Below are 15112 nucleotides of genomic sequence, written 5' to 3'. Positions count from 1 at the left end.
TTCTCTCTTGCTGTCAACTATCTTGTTGTGTGCTTGAACGGTGTTTCATTGCTTCCTTCGCAACAAGACGGTCATCAAAGTCAATGACTGTCGTACCAATAATTTGGTATGTTTCATGACCTTTTCCGGCAATTAAGACTACGTCTCCGCGCTTTGCAGCCGAAACAGCGCGCGTAATCGCCTCTTTTCTATCTGGTAGAATTTCGTATTGCTCACCAGTGACCCCTGCAGCCATCTCATCCAAAATCGCAAGCGGATCCTCACTGCGCGGATTATCAGAAGTAAAGATTGGGCAATCCGCATACTGCGCCGCAATACGCGCCATTTCCGGACGCTTTGTTCTATCTCTATCCCCCCCGCAGCCAACAACACAATACACCTTGCCCGTTGCGAACTGGCGAATGGTTTGCAATGCATTTTCTAGGCTGTCCGGCGTATGCGAGTAATCCACAATAACAGCAAAATCCTGGTCCCCATCTACAAGCTCAAATCGCCCAGATACACCTTGCATACGCTCAATGACACGCACTATTGTTTCTAACGGTACATTTGAAACAAGACAAGCTGCTGCTGCCGCTAACACATTGTAGACATTGAATTTTCCTGCAAGCTTCATTGTCACTCTAACGCTATCAAACGGAGTGACAAGCGTAAATGATGTTCCTGCTCCAGTCATTTCAATGTCAGTTGCGGAAATATCACTTTTCGTATCAATTCCATATGTAATGACCGTGGCCTGCGTGCTCATTATGTAATCCTTAGAAGCTTCATCATCGCTATTTAGAATAGCATATTTAACGCGATTATGCTGATAGCTATTGCCGAGCTGCGCAAACAAAAGACCCTTTGCCCGCTTATATTCGTCCATTGTTTTATGATAATCGAGATGATCCTGCGTTAAATTGGTGAACACAGCAACATCATACTCACAGCCGTGCACGCGGCCAAGATGGAGCGCATGGGAAGATACCTCCATAACAGCAGCTGTTACGTTACTGTCTAGCATGCGGCGAAACGTTTTTTGCAATGTTAGGGCATCAGGCGTTGTGTTTTTCACATCAAACGTTTCATCTCCAATTTTGATATTAATCGTGCCAATTAAGCCGGTCGTATGACCATGCTCGCGTAATATCTCATTTACAATATGAGATGTTGTTGTTTTTCCATTTGTACCTGTAATACCGATTAAATGCAAATGCTGCGTTGGCTGCCCATAAAAGAAATCTGCGAGCGCCGCTAAGACGCGCGCGCTGTCCTTCACAAGAACAACCGGAACGTCTACCTCCAGTGGACGCTCCGCTATAATAGCTGCCGCACCTGCTGCGGCAGCCTGTTTTGCAAAATCGTGCCCATCAACCGTAAATCCACTGATGCAAACAAATAAACTGCCGGCACTAACTTGCCGTGAGTCCATTTCAATGGATTCAATTTCTGGATTTTCCGCCGGCATGACAGAAAAATCATGCAAGCATGACATGAGTGTATGCAACTTCATTCTGCTGTACCTCTCTGCTTTCTATTTATTGTATCTGAAACGAAACGCGCTCATACGTAAACTAGCTTCCTAAATACAGGCGGATTTTCGTTCCCGCTTTTACCTTTACACCAGCACGCGGCTGCTGTTCAACTACCTTTTCTCCTTCACCCTGCACCTCAATTTCAAGATCCACCTGCTGCGTTTGCAAGTCCTTTTTCGTCATGCCGATTAGATTTGGCACTTCAACAGAAGGTGTCTCGAGCCATGTTAGCTCTTTATCTATGCCTCCCGTACGCGGCTGTACGCCTATAGCAGGCAATATATCACGCATCATGTTGCCAACAATTGGCGCCGCAACTACACCGCCAAATTGCACGGTTCCTTTTGGATTGTCGACAGCCACGTAAATGACAACCTGCGGATCATCAGCAGGCGCAAAGCCGATGAAGGAAACAATATAGTTATTTTCCATATAACGTCCATCTTTAACCTTTTGCGCCGTTCCTGTTTTACCGCCCACACGGTAACCCTCAACGTACGCCCCCTTACCAGAGCCCTTTGCAACTACATTCTCAAGCGCACGCCGTACCTCTGCTGATGTTTCCTTCGAAATAACTTGCCTTTTTGCAACTGGTGTTTTCCGGCTAACAACCTGCCCCGTTTCTGGATCAATAAATTCCTTGGCAATGTATGGCTGATACAACGTGCCACCGTTTACAGCCGCGGCGACAGCTGTAACCTGCTGAATCGGTGTTACAGAAACTCCTTGCCCGAATGCTGTTGTCGCTTGCTCCACAGGGCCAATTTTTGCAGGATTAAAGAGAATCCCTTTTCCTTCTCCCTGCAAATCAATACCTGTTTTTTGGCCAAAACCAAAGTCATAGATGTATTGAAACAGTTTTTCCTTGCCAAGCCGTTCCCCCAGTTCGACAAATCCAGGGTTACATGAATTTTGGACAACCTCCAGAAACGTCTGATCACCATGACCCCCGCGTTTCCAGCAGCGGAGATTCGCCCCGTCAACCTCGGCTGCCCCGTCATCAAAAAAGTGGTCCTTATCTAAATCAACCTTTTTTTCGTTTAAAGCTGCGGCTAGCGTAATAATTTTAAAGGTGGAACCGGGCTCGTACGTACTCCAAACAGGCAAATTCCGGTTATATACCTCAGGAGCGACCTCTTTATAATTAGATGGATCAAAATTCGGGCGGCTTGCCATCGCCAAAATCTCGCCATTTTTCGGATTCATCGCAATTGCAACAATACCATCGGCACTGTATGTGGCTTGCGCGATATCCAACTCACGCTCTACAATCGTTTGAACGCGGGTATCAATCGTCAGCTTTAAGTCTAGTCCGCTTTCCGGCTGCTTATAATCATCTCCGATGTTTTCAAGCTTTTGCCCCTTTGCATCTGCATAAAAACGAACATACCCTTTCTCACCGCTCAATTCCGCATCATACGTAAGCTCTAAACCCAATAAACCTTGATTGTCAATGCCAGCAAATCCAAGTACATGTGATAAATAGCTGCCAAACGGATAATACCGGATGGAGTCCTCAGCAATATACACCCCTTTTAAGCCAAGGGCACGCACTTCCTTTGCCTTCTCATGAGAAATCTTTTGTCCTTCCGGTCTTAGCTGTTCAATGCTTACCTTTTTTGTCAAATGCTTATAAATGTCTTCCCTTGATGCATCCAATACAGCTGCCAGCTTTTCAGCCGTTGCCGCTGGATTTTCAATTTGCCTTGGCACAACAAAAATCGAGGGAGCACTTTTATTCGTCGCAAGCTCTACACCATTCCTGTCCAAAATCCGGCCGCGCTCCGGTTCAAATTTAATATTCCGGCTCCAAGAATCCTTGGCACGCTCCGTTAGCATATTTCCAAGAGCAAACTGTACATAGCCAAGACGTACATCAACCACCAAAAAAATGAGCAGCCCGCATACTAACACAAATATAAGTCGTTTCCGTACTGTTACATTTGATACGCGCATATTGAAAGAACCTCCCTGCACTTTGGCTCGTTTCAATATATGCTTGTACCTTTTTGATTAGAACACAGCACCTTACAACCGTCAAGAGCTGCTCCTTTCTCTACTGTGCTCCCTCATCTGGAGGCACCAGCTTCACCTCTAGCAGGTCGCCTTTTTTCACAGCAATTCCTTCTCCAATGCTTTGCTCTGTTACATATCCTTTTCCGGATGTTTTTAGCTCAAGGCCAAGTACATTGGCGAGATTCATCACATCACGAAGCGACCAGCCAATTAGGTTCGGCATTTTATTGTTCGTGCCAGCAAGCAATATACGCTCGCCTTTTAACACCTTATCTCCCGCTTGCGGCGATTGCTTCACAATAGAGCCTTCTCCTAACACAATCGGACGCAGCCCCTTGCTTTCAATCTTCTCTTTTGCATCTGAAAGCGCCTCTCCAGTCAAAGCCGGAACAGCGATGCTTTCTTTTGCAGCCAGCTTACTTGTATCTTTTACAACAGAAGGCTTTACCTTTAAATATTGCAAGCTGTTTTTAGTTACGGACTTAAATATATCAGCAAGCGGCGTAGCTCCTGTTTCCGCATCCTTTAGATGCGGCTGCTTCACAGCCACATATACAAGCAGCTGCGGATCGTCCGCTGGCGCCATCCCTAGAAAAGAGAAAATATAATTTTCTCGGCCCGACATATATCTGCCGTCAGGACCTGGAATTTGCGCCGTTCCCGTTTTCCCCGCAACGGAGTACCCATCAATTTTATAAGCACCACCTGTTCCTGTCGGAGCTGTAACGACCGTTTCAAGTAATTGCCGCACCTTTTTTGCTGTATCCTCCGTAATCGGCTCCCCAACCTCCTGAGGTCTATGCTGCTCCGCAACTTTACCAGTTTCGCTGTCAACAATACGGTCGATCACATACGGCTTCATCATTTTCCCATTATTCGCGATTGCAGTCGCCGCTTGGATTTGTTGAATTGGCGTTACTGTAGAGCCTTGCCCGAATGCTGTTGTAACCTTTTGGATTTGCTTATCAAATAAAATGGTATTTCCGCTTTCACCAGGCAAATCAATACCGGTTTTTTCGTCGAGACCAAATCTGTGAATATATTGACGAAGCCGATCAAAGCCAAGCTGCTTTTCTGCTATAATGGCAAATGCGACGTTTGAGGAACGCTGCACACCCTCATTAAAAGTAATTGAGCCCCAGCCCACTCCGTTGTTATGGTCGCGGATTTGTGTTCCACCTACCGCATATGCCCCGGATTGATAATAAGCAGAACCTTGATATACCCCTTCATTCACAGCCGCCGCAAGCGTAAACACCTTCATCGTTGATCCGGGCTCATACGCGTATGCAATCGGATTGTTTAAAAAGTATGTAATGTCGCGTATATTCGGATCGTAGCTTGGGCGGCTTGACATCGCTAGAATTTTTCCTGTTTTCGGATCGGCAACAACACCAAGCAGCATCGATGGATCATAATGCTCCGCTGCTTTTGTCATGGCATCCTCCAGAAAGCTTTGCACGCGCTGATCAATCGTGAGATACACATCATCGCCGTTCTTCGCAGGCTTTACCTTCTCTTCGCTATTCCCAAGCAGCAGGCCATGCGAGTCCCCCTCGTAAGAGATAGAACCGTTTTCATCATGTAAATATGAATCTAGCGTTTGTTCAAGGCCGAACTTTCCTTCTAGTACCCCTTCATCATTCGGTTTTGCATAACCGACAACATATGAAGCGAAATTACCGTTTGGATAACTGCGCATTTTCCCGTCAATAAAGGTAATTCCTTTTAGCTTCATAGCTGTAATTTTCTCTTTCTGTTTCTTCGTCAAATTGTTTCCGGCAACACCAAACTCAACCTGATACGCCTTTTCGTTATTGAGTTTCGCCAAAATCTTGTCGGCATCCATATCTAAAACTGTTGCAAGCTTCTCTGCTGTTTGTTCTTTGTCCTCTACATGATTGTCGCCCTTGAGCATCGCAATAAGCTTGTACGCTGTAATATCTTGGGCAAGCACAGAGCCAGTTTGATCATAAATTGTACCTCGCTTGCCTTCAAGCACACCTTTTTTATTATGCTTTGCCTCCGCCAGCTCCGTCAATGATTGTCCGTGTACAGTTCCCGTCCACTGAATATAAAGAAATCGCAACACTAACAGGAAAAAGAGCAGGAGAAATATAAGCATTAACAATCCTGCTCCTCTATTCATATGGAGTTTTTTTGCATCCATCCGTTTCTCACACCCGCTTACTGATTTAGCCCTTTTACATTGTCTTCATTCACTTCAAGACCCATTTCCTTCGCCTTCTTGGCAATGCGATCATATCGGCTTAGCTGCTCGACTTCCGCTTTGAGATCATCATTTATTTTCTTTTGCTCTTCAATGCTTCGCTGCAGCTTGGAGAAGTCCGCATTCACTTTATACAAGTCCGCTTTGTTACCGATTAAAGTAATACACGCATACAATAAAAAAGCAATAAACATCCCATACAGCAGCTTTTCAAATCTCGTCACCTTCGTTGTTTGTGCTCTTGGGGCTTGCTTTGGCACAGACGAGGTTTGCTCTGTCTGCTTTTTGCGTTCCATAGCAAGGTTACTCATCCCTTAGTTCCCCCCTACTTTCATGTTACCAAATCATTTGACTATCATAGCTTTTCCGCAATCCGCAATTTAGCTGAACGAGCTCGGTTATTTTCCTCTAGCTCTTCTTCTGTCGGCAATAGTGGTTTTCTTGTAATCAGCTTCAGCTTCGGCTTATACTCATCCGGGATAATTGGAAGCCCCGGCGGCAGCTGCGGCAATGCGCTATGCGTTTTAAATACTGTTTTGCAAATTCGATCTTCTAAAGAGTGGAACGTAATTACGCTCACGCGTCCGCCCGGCTTAATTACTTCAATCGCCGCCTCTACCGCTTCCTCAAATGCCTGCAGCTCATCATTCACAGCAATGCGGATAGCTTGAAAGACACGCTTGGCAGGATGACCGCCCGTTCTTCTTGCAGGAGCCGGAATCCCTTCCTTAATGAGTTCCACAAGCTCTCCTGTCGTTTCAATCGGTTTTACTGCTCGTGCTGCCTCAATTTTGCGGACAATTTGCTTAGAAAATTTTTCCTCTCCATATTGGAAGAAAATTTTCACCAGCTTTTCGTACGGCCACTCATTAACAATCTCATACGCTGTTAACGGCGCATCCTGATCCATTCGCATATCAAGCGGCGCATCATGATGGTAGCTAAAGCCTCGCTCTGGCGTGTCCAGCTGCGGAGAAGATACGCCAAGGTCAAAGAGCACGCCATCCACCTGCCCGATTCCAAGGTCTGTCAATACCTCTTTTAAATAACGAAAATTGCTCCTCACTGCGATAAAGCGGTCTCCGTAGGAAGCGAACTTTTCCTGCGCATTTCGAATTGCCGTTTCATCCTGGTCAAAAGCAATCAGTTTGCCGTTTTCGGAAAGCTGCGACAGCAGATACGAGCTATGCCCGCCCCCTCCTAATGTACAATCCACATATGTACCGTCTGGCTGAATATCCAGTCCGTCCACCGTTTCTTTTAAAAGCACTGTAATATGTTTAAACATTGTTGCACCTACTTTTGTGAAATCATAACTTTTTTACCTATTTTATTATATACTAAATTTTATCATGTTTTGCGAAAATGTTTGCTAAAATTCGATTGAATTTTAGCGCCTCCTGTTATATTCTATCCTATTTTGTAAAATCAAAACAAACGAATGTTCTTATATTCTAATCCAGCGGACAGACTGTTATTTTACAATCAATTCCATATAAAGAAAAAAAATCCTGCTCGCTTGCAGGATTTTTTTGTGAAAAGGTGAATAGACAACTTCCCCCTCAAATGTGCAACATATCTCCATAAGAGCAGTTTGGGCTGCAAACTGTCATTCACAGGCGGATACACGAATGGGAACCGTTCCAAGAAAATGGCTGTTTCAGCAAATCAGGAATAAAATCAAAGCCGTATTCGTTCAAATAATACCAGATATTCCATGTGCGCTCCTGCAAATGCCCAAACGGCTGCAAAGACATTTGAATGCGGCGGAATTTATTTAGCTGCACATGATGCATAAGCTCGATTTCCCGCTCTAAGGTACGCTCTAGCACGTTGATTTGTTCCTCAATTTTCTGTTTATTTTTCTCAGCAAAACGGTTTAATCCCGGTTGGATATTTCGAACCAGTTCACGCAGCGTTCTATGCGTTTCCTCGAACTGTTGGCGCGCCTGAGCAAAGGTATCTTCAACCGGCTCAACAACTTGCTGCGCAAGCCATTGTTCCTTCATCTGCTCCATTGGTTTCCGGAATACATCCTCCACGCCTATATGCAGCTCCTGCAAATCCGTCTCAATCCCTCTCTCTAGATAGCTCATCATAAGACGAGGCACAACAGGGGGCATCAAGAAACCAAGACGATGAAAGACCTGCTGCAGCTCTGCCCAGTAAGCAACCTCTCCCGGACCACCGATAAATGCAAGCGTCGGAAACAAATACTCCTGCATCAGCGGGCGTGTAACTACATTATTACTAAATGCCTCAGGCCTCTTCATCATAAGGCTCTCCAGCTCTGCAAAGGAATAGCTTCCATTTTTATACACAAAACGGCCCCCCGCTTTTTCTAGCAGCCAGCGCTCTCCTTCTTCATGAATAAATAAGTGCAAACTATTTTCCTTAGCTGCAATCAAAGGTGTATATCCACGCTCGCGCAGCATTTCCTGCTGCTGCTGCAAACCAGCCCCAATCTCTTCATGCTGCTGAAGGATTGTTTGAAAAAATGTTGCTTCCAAACGGCGCAGCTCGCTATCCCCAGAATCAATAAGCACCAGACCTTCTTCTTTAAACAGCTCCATAATAAGCCGACCGAAAAAGTCAACATACGTACTTGAACTTTGTAGGCAATCTTTAACAAAGTTTAGCAAATCATTTGTATGCTCCGTTTCTCGATATGTCTGAAACACACTCTGCACCCATGACCAGCAAGCTTCAAGATCAAGTGGGAGGAAGGACGCACTCGTTCTTCCGGTACCAGTCTGGTATAAAACCGATTTTTTTAAGCTCCCATTTTTCGCCACGAATACATGATTAATTTCCTCTATATCGTGATCCTCTCCAGCAATCCAAAATACTGGTATGACAGGCGTACCAAGCTTTTTCTCCTGCTCCTTCGCCAGTTGTAAAATCGAGACGATTTTATGGATCGTATAGAGCGGTCCCGTCAAAAGGCCTGCCTGCTGTCCGCCGATCACAACATATGTATTCGGTTCTGATAGCAGCTGAATGTTTTGGAGCGTTTTTGCTCCTGCTCCAAGTCGCTCATTATAAGCAAATAAATGAGCAGACAGCTCCTGGCGAGGATACGACCGACTTTGTAAATCTTTAACCCGTTTTTGAAACGCCTCTTCTTCTAGCAAATAGTCAAAACAGGCTGAAATCTGCTGCTCCTGCTGTATGTAATCTCCCACGGCTCCACTTGGTAGTGAAGCTGAGATTTCCTTCAACTTCATAAAAAGCTCTTCCTTTCATCTCCAGACGTTGTGTATGACAAAATTGTAGTCAATGTCGTATACAAAAGCAAAGAATTTTACTCAAGGGGCCAGTCCTTTTATAGACTGTTGTAAAAACGCTAAAAGCGGCACCTGTTTGTTTTGCTTCTCGGCTTGCATAAGCAAATACCCGATAATTGCATCAATTTCTGTTTCTCTTCCAAGCTTCACATCCGTCAGCATAGAAGATTGATTCTCCGCTGTTTTCCGGCAGACATTACAGACATGCTCCCAGCGTTCTTCTTTTTCATCCAAAACAAATATAACCTCCGAAAACACCTGCTTCATAGCGTTGTGAAACGCCGGATTAGCCAATAACACGCCATTTCGAACCCGATACAATGCGGTAAGCGGATTGATGCATGCGTTCACAATTAACTTACTTCGTAAGACCTCTTCCCAATTCTTCTCAACTAGAATCGGAAAATAGGGAGCTTGAAAAAGCGGCAGCAGCGCTTGAAATTCTTCTTCTCCTGCTAAAATACCCAGTTTCGTCACACCCATACCAGTATGGACAAAGGACCCGGCAGTTTCTTTTCTAGCACCGTGCTCCACAATGCCCACAGCAATGCATTTCTGCTGCATATTCTGTAGTAGAGAAAGATGTCCCATCCCGTTTTGCAGAAAGACAAAGCGTGCTTGCGTCCGCTGCAAGTGCGGCAAAACCAGACCAATATCGTATTGCTTTACCGCCACAAACACATAGTCATCCTCTATTGCTATAGCCCCTAGGGGAACGGCATCCGGAAATTGTGTTTCTACTTGTCCATCCAGGTTGCATGAAATTCCAAAACGGCTTATATGCTCTGCTTGTTCCATGCTTCGTGTATAGATCGTGACCGAGGCACCAGCCTTTTGCAAATAAAAGGCGAACAGCATACCAATTGCCCCCGGGCCGATCACTCCTATTTTCATAGCACACTCTCCCGTCTCTGTATTCTCACTCGTTAGTGTAACAAATTTTCCAGTAAAATACCGAAAATTCCTCCGCCCCTTCATAAACCATTTCAATAGCATTATAATAGAAGTAGGAATATTTTTACTTTTCTTTATATTGTAGAAATATCGGTCTTAGTTGCTTCATTCGTAGACTCGAACCTGCACAGATCTAATGTGCAGCATTCAAGACTTCTCCCGTCTTCCTCCTAAGAAACAGCTCCCATAGATAAAAGCTATTTACAATTTTTACTCTAAAAAAGGATGTGACGTTACTTGTCTTTTCCAAAGATTGAACGACTACTCGTAAATTATAAAACATTAGAAGAATTTAAAAAATTTAAAGGCTGCGGTGCCCAGGAGCTATCTATGCTCGAGGATCTGCAAGCAAACATGATTGAAAACGATAGCGAATCTCCTTTTTATGGGATTCGTTACGGAGAATCTCTTGTTGCAAGAATGAGTCTGTACATGAATAAACAGACAGAGGACACTGCTGTTTTGCAAGGGCCGTTTGTGGAGCTATTTAAGCTGGAAGTGCTGCCGCCGTTTCAGCGGCAAGGCTTCGGCAAAGCCCTTGTGGACTATGCCAAAAGCTTAAAGCTTCCAATTAAAACAACTGCACGCGTCCACTCAGAAGGATTCTGGGAGCGGATTGGGTTCCAAAAAGTACAGGGCAGCGAAGGCAGTTTTTACATCTGGTATCCTTGTGAAAAATCACATGTAGCTGAGGAAAGTGAGTCTGCATAAACCGCATAAATAAAACAGCTGCCTCATAAGAGGCAGCTGTTTTATTTTTCAATTTTTTCCAAAACATTGTGTTCCCGCAGCAGTTGTATCCCCCGTTCTTCCCCAGATTCTACAACACTGCGTTTTCGGTCAATATAATCAAACAATGTACGATACTCCTCTTCATAGCGAGAGAGCTTTTGCTGTAAGCGATTATTTTCCTGACGCAGCTGCTCTACTTCCTGCTGCAATTGTTCTAGCTTCTCCTGCCAGCTTATTGCTTCACTAGCGCCCTTTGCATTTTTATAATCCTGTAAAAAGAAGATTACATCATCCAGTGTTGCAAATGTTACTACTCCATGCTGCTCCTGTTTTTGTTCAATTTCAACGGAAGCAGGTGTTGCTTTTCGAATTTGCTTTGCTTCTTCAATTTGCTCCTTATATAGCTTTCTCACATACGAGTTCCACCGGAAGCCACAAGCTGCTGGCGTGCGTGATAACTGACGCCCCACTTCCTTGAAGGCGGATAACTGCGTTCCTCCTTCACGAATATGACGCAACACCACTTCGGCCAGTAGCAAATCCTCTTCATCTGTCCAAGCATCTTGGCGTGTTGTTGCCATCTAAAGTCCTCCTTGAGCATTTTTTATTAAACATATGCTGTTGGTAGAAACGATAGAATAGCAAAATGCTAAAAATATGTATTTTTTGCTTGACTATATGAACTTTTCCAAATTGAACAACCTATCACATACCCTTAACGCTTTAAAGAAAACTCGCCGATTGGCGAGCCCTGCCCTTGGGCGAAGACAGAGGCGTAGTTGCACTTATACTGTATTCCTAAAATTTCCTACTACGTCGAGTTGGCTTCTAGCTGGAAATTTATACTTTCTTACAGTGTAAAAAGGAGGCTACAGCCGCATGATGTGCAGGAGACTCCCAAAGAGCTGCACATTCTTTTATCTCCTGATCCATACGTTCTTTCAAATATGCTGCATTCCATCCGCGAACAGCTGCCATCTTATAAGCGGATAGTACCTCAACTCGAGGTGAAAGCATGCTTTCTATCCACTTTTGGCATGATAGTTTCACATCTCCCTCAAATATTTCATGTACAAAGCCAAGCTGCTCCGCCTCTTTTGTGCCAAAGCGTTGCGCAGAGCATAGGAACGTCATTGCCCGATCATGACGAAGCTTTTCAAACAGCATCGCTGCCCCGCCCCATCCTGTTGTAATAGCCAGGTGCCCTTGTACAAAGCCTACCATTGCCGTACTAGCCGCGAAACGATAGTCGCATGCAATCGCAATTTCACAACCACCGCCGACTGCAGCCCCGTTCAATAAAGCAATCGTTGGTTTAGGGAGCGTCATAAGTTCATATAAAATGTCTCCCATTTTCTTTAGCATTGGATATGCTTCTTCTTTCGTATACAGTCCATGAAAAAGCTGTAAATCACCACCCGAACAAAACACATCTCCTGCTCCTGTCAGTACAAGCGCCTTGTCCTCCCTAGTTTGCCTCACTTCTGCAAGCAGTGCCGCAAGTTCATCCATCACATCAAAATCAATTGCATTACGGCGCTCCGGCCGGTTGAACGTTGCCCATACAATGCCCTGCTGTCGTTCCACGATTATCTTCTGCATCAGCTATCGTACAGGAGGATACCCTATTGAATCAGCACCTCTCTGTACTCCTCCTTTCTATTCATCATGCAGCCGTTCTTTCTACTTGAGTATCTTTTTACATGTACTATGTTTCGGGAGAGACTGCTAAATTCCTTCTATACGGGTGAACAAACCTATTTACATCCCGCAATCAGAAAAGAGAAAGGCAGAGAGTTCCTATCAGTTGTTAGAATTAGTTTGGAGTAAATGTCCTTCTTCCAGCAAGACCAGAAACAGTAGAGTTGGTCAATATCGCTGGAGCGGGGAAGCATCAGGGAAAAGGAATGGGGAAGCAACTAGTTAACCATGCAGTACATTACGCTACTTCACAAGGCAATAAGACAAGCGAAGTTAGTACTGGAAATGCAAGCTCTGTATCAAATAGGCGGGTTTCGAATCATCGGGGTCGATAAACATTTTTTCATTCAGCACGATGAGGAGGAAGTTTTTGAAAACGGCATTCATTGCCGTGGTATGATCGTTTATCTCAAGATCTATGAAGGGGCGGAGAGTATTCTCACCATAAAACTAAAACAAGCGCAGAAGAATTTCTTCTGCGCTGACAGTCATTATTGACCGATAACTTCTTTGCCTTTGTAAGTCCCGCATGATTTGCATACGCGGTGAGCAAGCTTCAATTCACCACAGTTTGGGCATGCTGTCATACCAGGTACTGCTAGCTTGAAGTGCGTGCGGCGTTTTCTTTTTACAGTTTTGGATGTTCTTCTGAAAGGTACTGCCATTATTCCCACCTCCTTAAAAGAGTGCATTGTTTCATATGAAGTCCTAATGCTGGTCTTCTATATTTTGTTTGTCAAAAAACTTCGCAAGTCCCGCCAGACGAGGATCAACCTTCTCAGTCTGTTCCTTCTCTGTAATAACCTGCCAGTCTTGACCTTTCATCGGTGCCTCGGCTGAAGCCTCATCACTGAAAATTTGCATTGGAATTTCCAGAATTATATTTTCCTTAATTACAGGGAGCAAGTCAAGTACTTCTCCTTGTAAATAATGAACTTCTGCCTCATCTTCGTGCTCTTCCTTCGAAGCGAGGAACACCTCTGTTGTTTCAATATCAAACGGAAATGCTACATCTGCTAACGTTCGGGAGCAAGGTAACACCATCGTGCCTGTAATGCGAAAATGAAACGTGAACTTATTCGCACTAAGATCCGCTCGTCCCGCTACGCGAACAGGAGAAATGTCTCGAATATCAGCACTTCCCTTCAATTCGCTTACATCGACCATTTCGTCGAACGTTAGCCCTTTGCTTCGGTATTTGTTTAATTGATGGATTGACCATTTCATTTAAAATCACCTCAAGGCAACAAAGAAAATTATATAGAGCGTTTCTATATTTGTCAATGTTTTTTCTTTACACTATAATGAAGTCAATATGACGCAATATATACACATTATCACGTTCTTATACATAACTCCATAAGAAAAGCTACAGAACGCAATATTTTTAAGGAGGTAAGACCTTTGAAGACAGCAGGTGTAATTGTAGAATATAATCCGTTTCATAACGGACATGCTTATCATTTGCAAGAAACAAAAAACTTAACAGCTGCAGATGTTACGATTGCCGTAATGAGCGGGTCTTTTTTACAGCGCGGTGAGCCGGCACTCGTTTCAAAGTGGGCGCGGACGAAGATGGCCCTTTTAGGCGGCGTGGATCTTGTTGTAGAGCTTCCTTATGCGTTCGCTGTTCAACAGGCTTCCATCTTTGCAAATGGTGCGATATCCATCCTTGAGGCACTTGGCGTTCAAGAGCTTTGCTTTGGCAGCGAAAGTGGACAAATCGAGCAGTTTCTCTCCCTTGTGAAATTGCGCCAAACACATCAGGACGCATTTGATGCGGCAGTCCGCTCCTTCATGCAGCAAGGAATGAGCTATCCAAAAGCGCTATCGGAGGCTTTCGCTGCCATTCAGGGAGAACATGCGATACTAGACATGTCAAAACCTAACAACATTCTTGGCTTTCACTACGTACAAGCAATTGTAGAACAAGGCAGCAACATCATTCCAAGAACAGTCCCGCGCCTTAGCGCGCAGTACCATGACGAAACATTCGCATCGGCTTCCATCGCAAGTGCAACAAGCATACGAAAGCATCTTACAGCCAACAGCCTAAGCAGTGCCGCAGGAGTGATTCCTCCCTCCACACTGATAGAGCTTGAGAACTATTATGAAACATATGGCATATTTCACAATTGGGAACGATATTTCCCATTTCTGAAATATAAGCTATTAACAATGTCGCCCGCACAACTAAGCAATATCTATGAAGTACAGGAGGGATTGGAGCATCGCATCTTATCCGCTGTCAAAGAAGCCTCTTCGTTTATCTCATTCATGGAAGCATTAAAAACAAAGCGTTACACATGGACACGCCTGCAGCGCTTACTTGTTCATGTGCTAACACATACAACAAAAGAAGAGATGCGCGTAAACACACCAGCCTACATCAGGCTGCTCGGCATGTCAAAAAAGGGGCAAAGTTATTTATCCGCCTATAAGAAAGCAGCTTCCCTTCCCCTTGTTGCTAATATTAAATCAGCTTCACATCCGCTTCTTCAGCTTGATATAAAAGCGGGAAGCGTATATTACTCCGTCCTTCCAGAGCCGCTGCAGTCCATGATGCTGAAGCGGGATTTTACGCAGCATCCGATTCGCTATGACGAAGTTGCAAAACGATTTCAAATATAGCCAGCGAAGTCGCTTCTAGCTGGAAATTTATTCTTTCCTACAGT

14 protein-coding genes are annotated in these 15112 nt (G+C 44.5%); 3 read left to right on the top strand and 11 right to left on the bottom strand.

Going from position 1 to position 15112, the window contains the following annotated elements; all coding sequences use genetic code 11:
* Window positions 1-13 precede the first annotated feature (13 nt).
* The 7 genes from AAHB12_RS02965 to AAHB12_RS02935 all read right to left on the bottom strand — a co-directional run bounded on the left by AAHB12_RS02965 (window position 14) and on the right by AAHB12_RS02935 (window position 9944).
* Window positions 14-1495, bottom strand: coding sequence for a UDP-N-acetylmuramoyl-L-alanyl-D-glutamate--2,6-diaminopimelate ligase (locus tag AAHB12_RS02965; RefSeq protein ID WP_342044250.1), 1482 nt, complete (start codon window positions 1493-1495; stop codon window positions 14-16).
* A 61-nt stretch (window positions 1496-1556) separates the two neighbouring features.
* On the bottom strand, window positions 1557-3473 hold the full coding sequence (locus AAHB12_RS02960; RefSeq protein WP_129726884.1) for a stage V sporulation protein D: 1917 nt from the start codon (window positions 3471-3473) through the stop codon (window positions 1557-1559).
* 100 nt (window positions 3474-3573) lie between these two features.
* Window positions 3574-5703, bottom strand: coding sequence for a penicillin-binding transpeptidase domain-containing protein (locus tag AAHB12_RS02955; RefSeq protein WP_446715506.1), 2130 nt, complete (start codon window positions 5701-5703; stop codon window positions 3574-3576).
* Between the two features lie 17 nt (window positions 5704-5720).
* Window positions 5721-6074, bottom strand: coding sequence for a cell division protein FtsL (gene ftsL / locus AAHB12_RS02950; protein ID WP_129726885.1), 354 nt, complete (start codon window positions 6072-6074; stop codon window positions 5721-5723).
* Between the two features lie 44 nt (window positions 6075-6118).
* Entirely contained in the window at window positions 6119-7051 is a 933-nt protein-coding gene (gene rsmH, locus AAHB12_RS02945) for a 16S rRNA (cytosine(1402)-N(4))-methyltransferase RsmH (protein ID WP_342044246.1), read from the bottom strand.
* Window positions 7052-7376: 325 nt separating this feature from the next.
* A complete protein-coding gene (gene bshC, locus AAHB12_RS02940) occupies window positions 7377-8990 on the bottom strand; it encodes a bacillithiol biosynthesis cysteine-adding enzyme BshC (protein WP_342044245.1) in 1614 nt (537 codons plus the stop codon).
* Window positions 8991-9071: 81 nt separating this feature from the next.
* Window positions 9072-9944, bottom strand: coding sequence for a 2-dehydropantoate 2-reductase (locus AAHB12_RS02935; RefSeq protein ID WP_342044244.1), 873 nt, complete (start codon window positions 9942-9944; stop codon window positions 9072-9074).
* A 297-nt stretch (window positions 9945-10241) separates the two neighbouring features.
* On the opposite strand from AAHB12_RS02935, the gene AAHB12_RS02930 reads away from it, so the two are divergent.
* The gene (locus AAHB12_RS02930) at window positions 10242-10715 is read left to right on the top strand and encodes an N-acetyltransferase (protein WP_129726889.1); all 474 of its coding nucleotides are present in this window, start codon (window positions 10242-10244) and stop codon (window positions 10713-10715) included.
* Between the two features lie 41 nt (window positions 10716-10756).
* Here AAHB12_RS02930 and AAHB12_RS02925 read toward each other — a convergent pair whose 3' ends face one another.
* Both AAHB12_RS02925 and AAHB12_RS02920 read right to left on the bottom strand, forming a co-directional pair.
* Complete coding sequence (locus tag AAHB12_RS02925) at window positions 10757-11317, bottom strand: RsfA family transcriptional regulator (RefSeq protein ID WP_129726890.1); 561 nt, start codon at window positions 11315-11317, stop codon at window positions 10757-10759.
* Window positions 11318-11576: 259 nt separating this feature from the next.
* Window positions 11577-12323 (bottom strand): enoyl-CoA hydratase/isomerase family protein, encoded by a 747-nt coding sequence (locus AAHB12_RS02920; protein ID WP_342044243.1) that lies wholly within the window; start codon window positions 12321-12323, stop codon window positions 11577-11579.
* A gap of 342 nt (window positions 12324-12665) precedes the next feature.
* Here AAHB12_RS02920 and AAHB12_RS02915 point away from each other — a divergent pair, with 342 nt between their 5' ends.
* Window positions 12666-12935, top strand: a complete 270-nt coding sequence (locus AAHB12_RS02915) for a hypothetical protein (RefSeq protein ID WP_342044334.1) — start codon at window positions 12666-12668, stop codon at window positions 12933-12935.
* Here AAHB12_RS02915 and rpmF read toward each other — a convergent pair.
* Window positions 12929-13102: a 50S ribosomal protein L32 gene (rpmF, locus tag AAHB12_RS02910; protein WP_129726892.1), complete on the bottom strand. Its 174-nt coding sequence runs from the start codon at window positions 13100-13102 to the stop codon at window positions 12929-12931. The genes AAHB12_RS02915 and rpmF overlap by 7 nt on opposite strands.
* 43 nt (window positions 13103-13145) lie before the next feature.
* Window positions 13146-13664 (bottom strand): YceD family protein, encoded by a 519-nt coding sequence (locus AAHB12_RS02905; RefSeq protein ID WP_342044242.1) that lies wholly within the window; start codon window positions 13662-13664, stop codon window positions 13146-13148.
* Between the two features lie 177 nt (window positions 13665-13841).
* Here AAHB12_RS02905 and AAHB12_RS02900 point away from each other — a divergent pair, with 177 nt between their 5' ends.
* Window positions 13842-15068, top strand: a complete 1227-nt coding sequence (locus AAHB12_RS02900; RefSeq protein WP_342044241.1) for a nucleotidyltransferase — start codon at window positions 13842-13844, stop codon at window positions 15066-15068.
* Window positions 15069-15112: the final 44 nt, after the last annotated feature.

The sequence above is a fragment of the Bacillus sp. OTU530 genome (assembly GCF_038440375.1).
This window is presented reverse-complemented; position numbering and strand designations above follow the sequence as displayed.

Coding starts and splice junctions, on each gene's coding strand:
- ftsL (WP_129726885.1), bottom strand. CDS start 6,074: ATGAGTAACCTTGCTATGGAACGCAAAAAGCAGACAGAGCAAACCTCG.
- rpmF (WP_129726892.1), bottom strand. CDS start 13,102: ATGGCAGTACCTTTCAGAAGAACATCCAAAACTGTAAAAAGAAAACGC.
- rsmH (WP_342044246.1), bottom strand. CDS start 7,051: ATGTTTAAACATATTACAGTGCTTTTAAAAGAAACGGTGGACGGACTG.
- AAHB12_RS02955 (WP_446715506.1), bottom strand. CDS start 5,703: ATGGATGCAAAAAAACTCCATATGAATAGAGGAGCAGGATTGTTAATG.
- AAHB12_RS02960 (WP_129726884.1), bottom strand. CDS start 3,473: ATGCGCGTATCAAATGTAACAGTACGGAAACGACTTATATTTGTGTTA.
- AAHB12_RS02905 (WP_342044242.1), bottom strand. CDS start 13,664: ATGAAATGGTCAATCCATCAATTAAACAAATACCGAAGCAAAGGGCTA.
- bshC (WP_342044245.1), bottom strand. CDS start 8,990: ATGAAGTTGAAGGAAATCTCAGCTTCACTACCAAGTGGAGCCGTGGGA.
- AAHB12_RS02965 (WP_342044250.1), bottom strand. CDS start 1,495: ATGAAGTTGCATACACTCATGTCATGCTTGCATGATTTTTCTGTCATG.
- AAHB12_RS02925 (WP_129726890.1), bottom strand. CDS start 11,317: ATGGCAACAACACGCCAAGATGCTTGGACAGATGAAGAGGATTTGCTA.
- AAHB12_RS02915 (WP_342044334.1), top strand. CDS start 12,666: ATGCAGTACATTACGCTACTTCACAAGGCAATAAGACAAGCGAAGTTA.
- AAHB12_RS02935 (WP_342044244.1), bottom strand. CDS start 9,944: ATGAAAATAGGAGTGATCGGCCCGGGGGCAATTGGTATGCTGTTCGCC.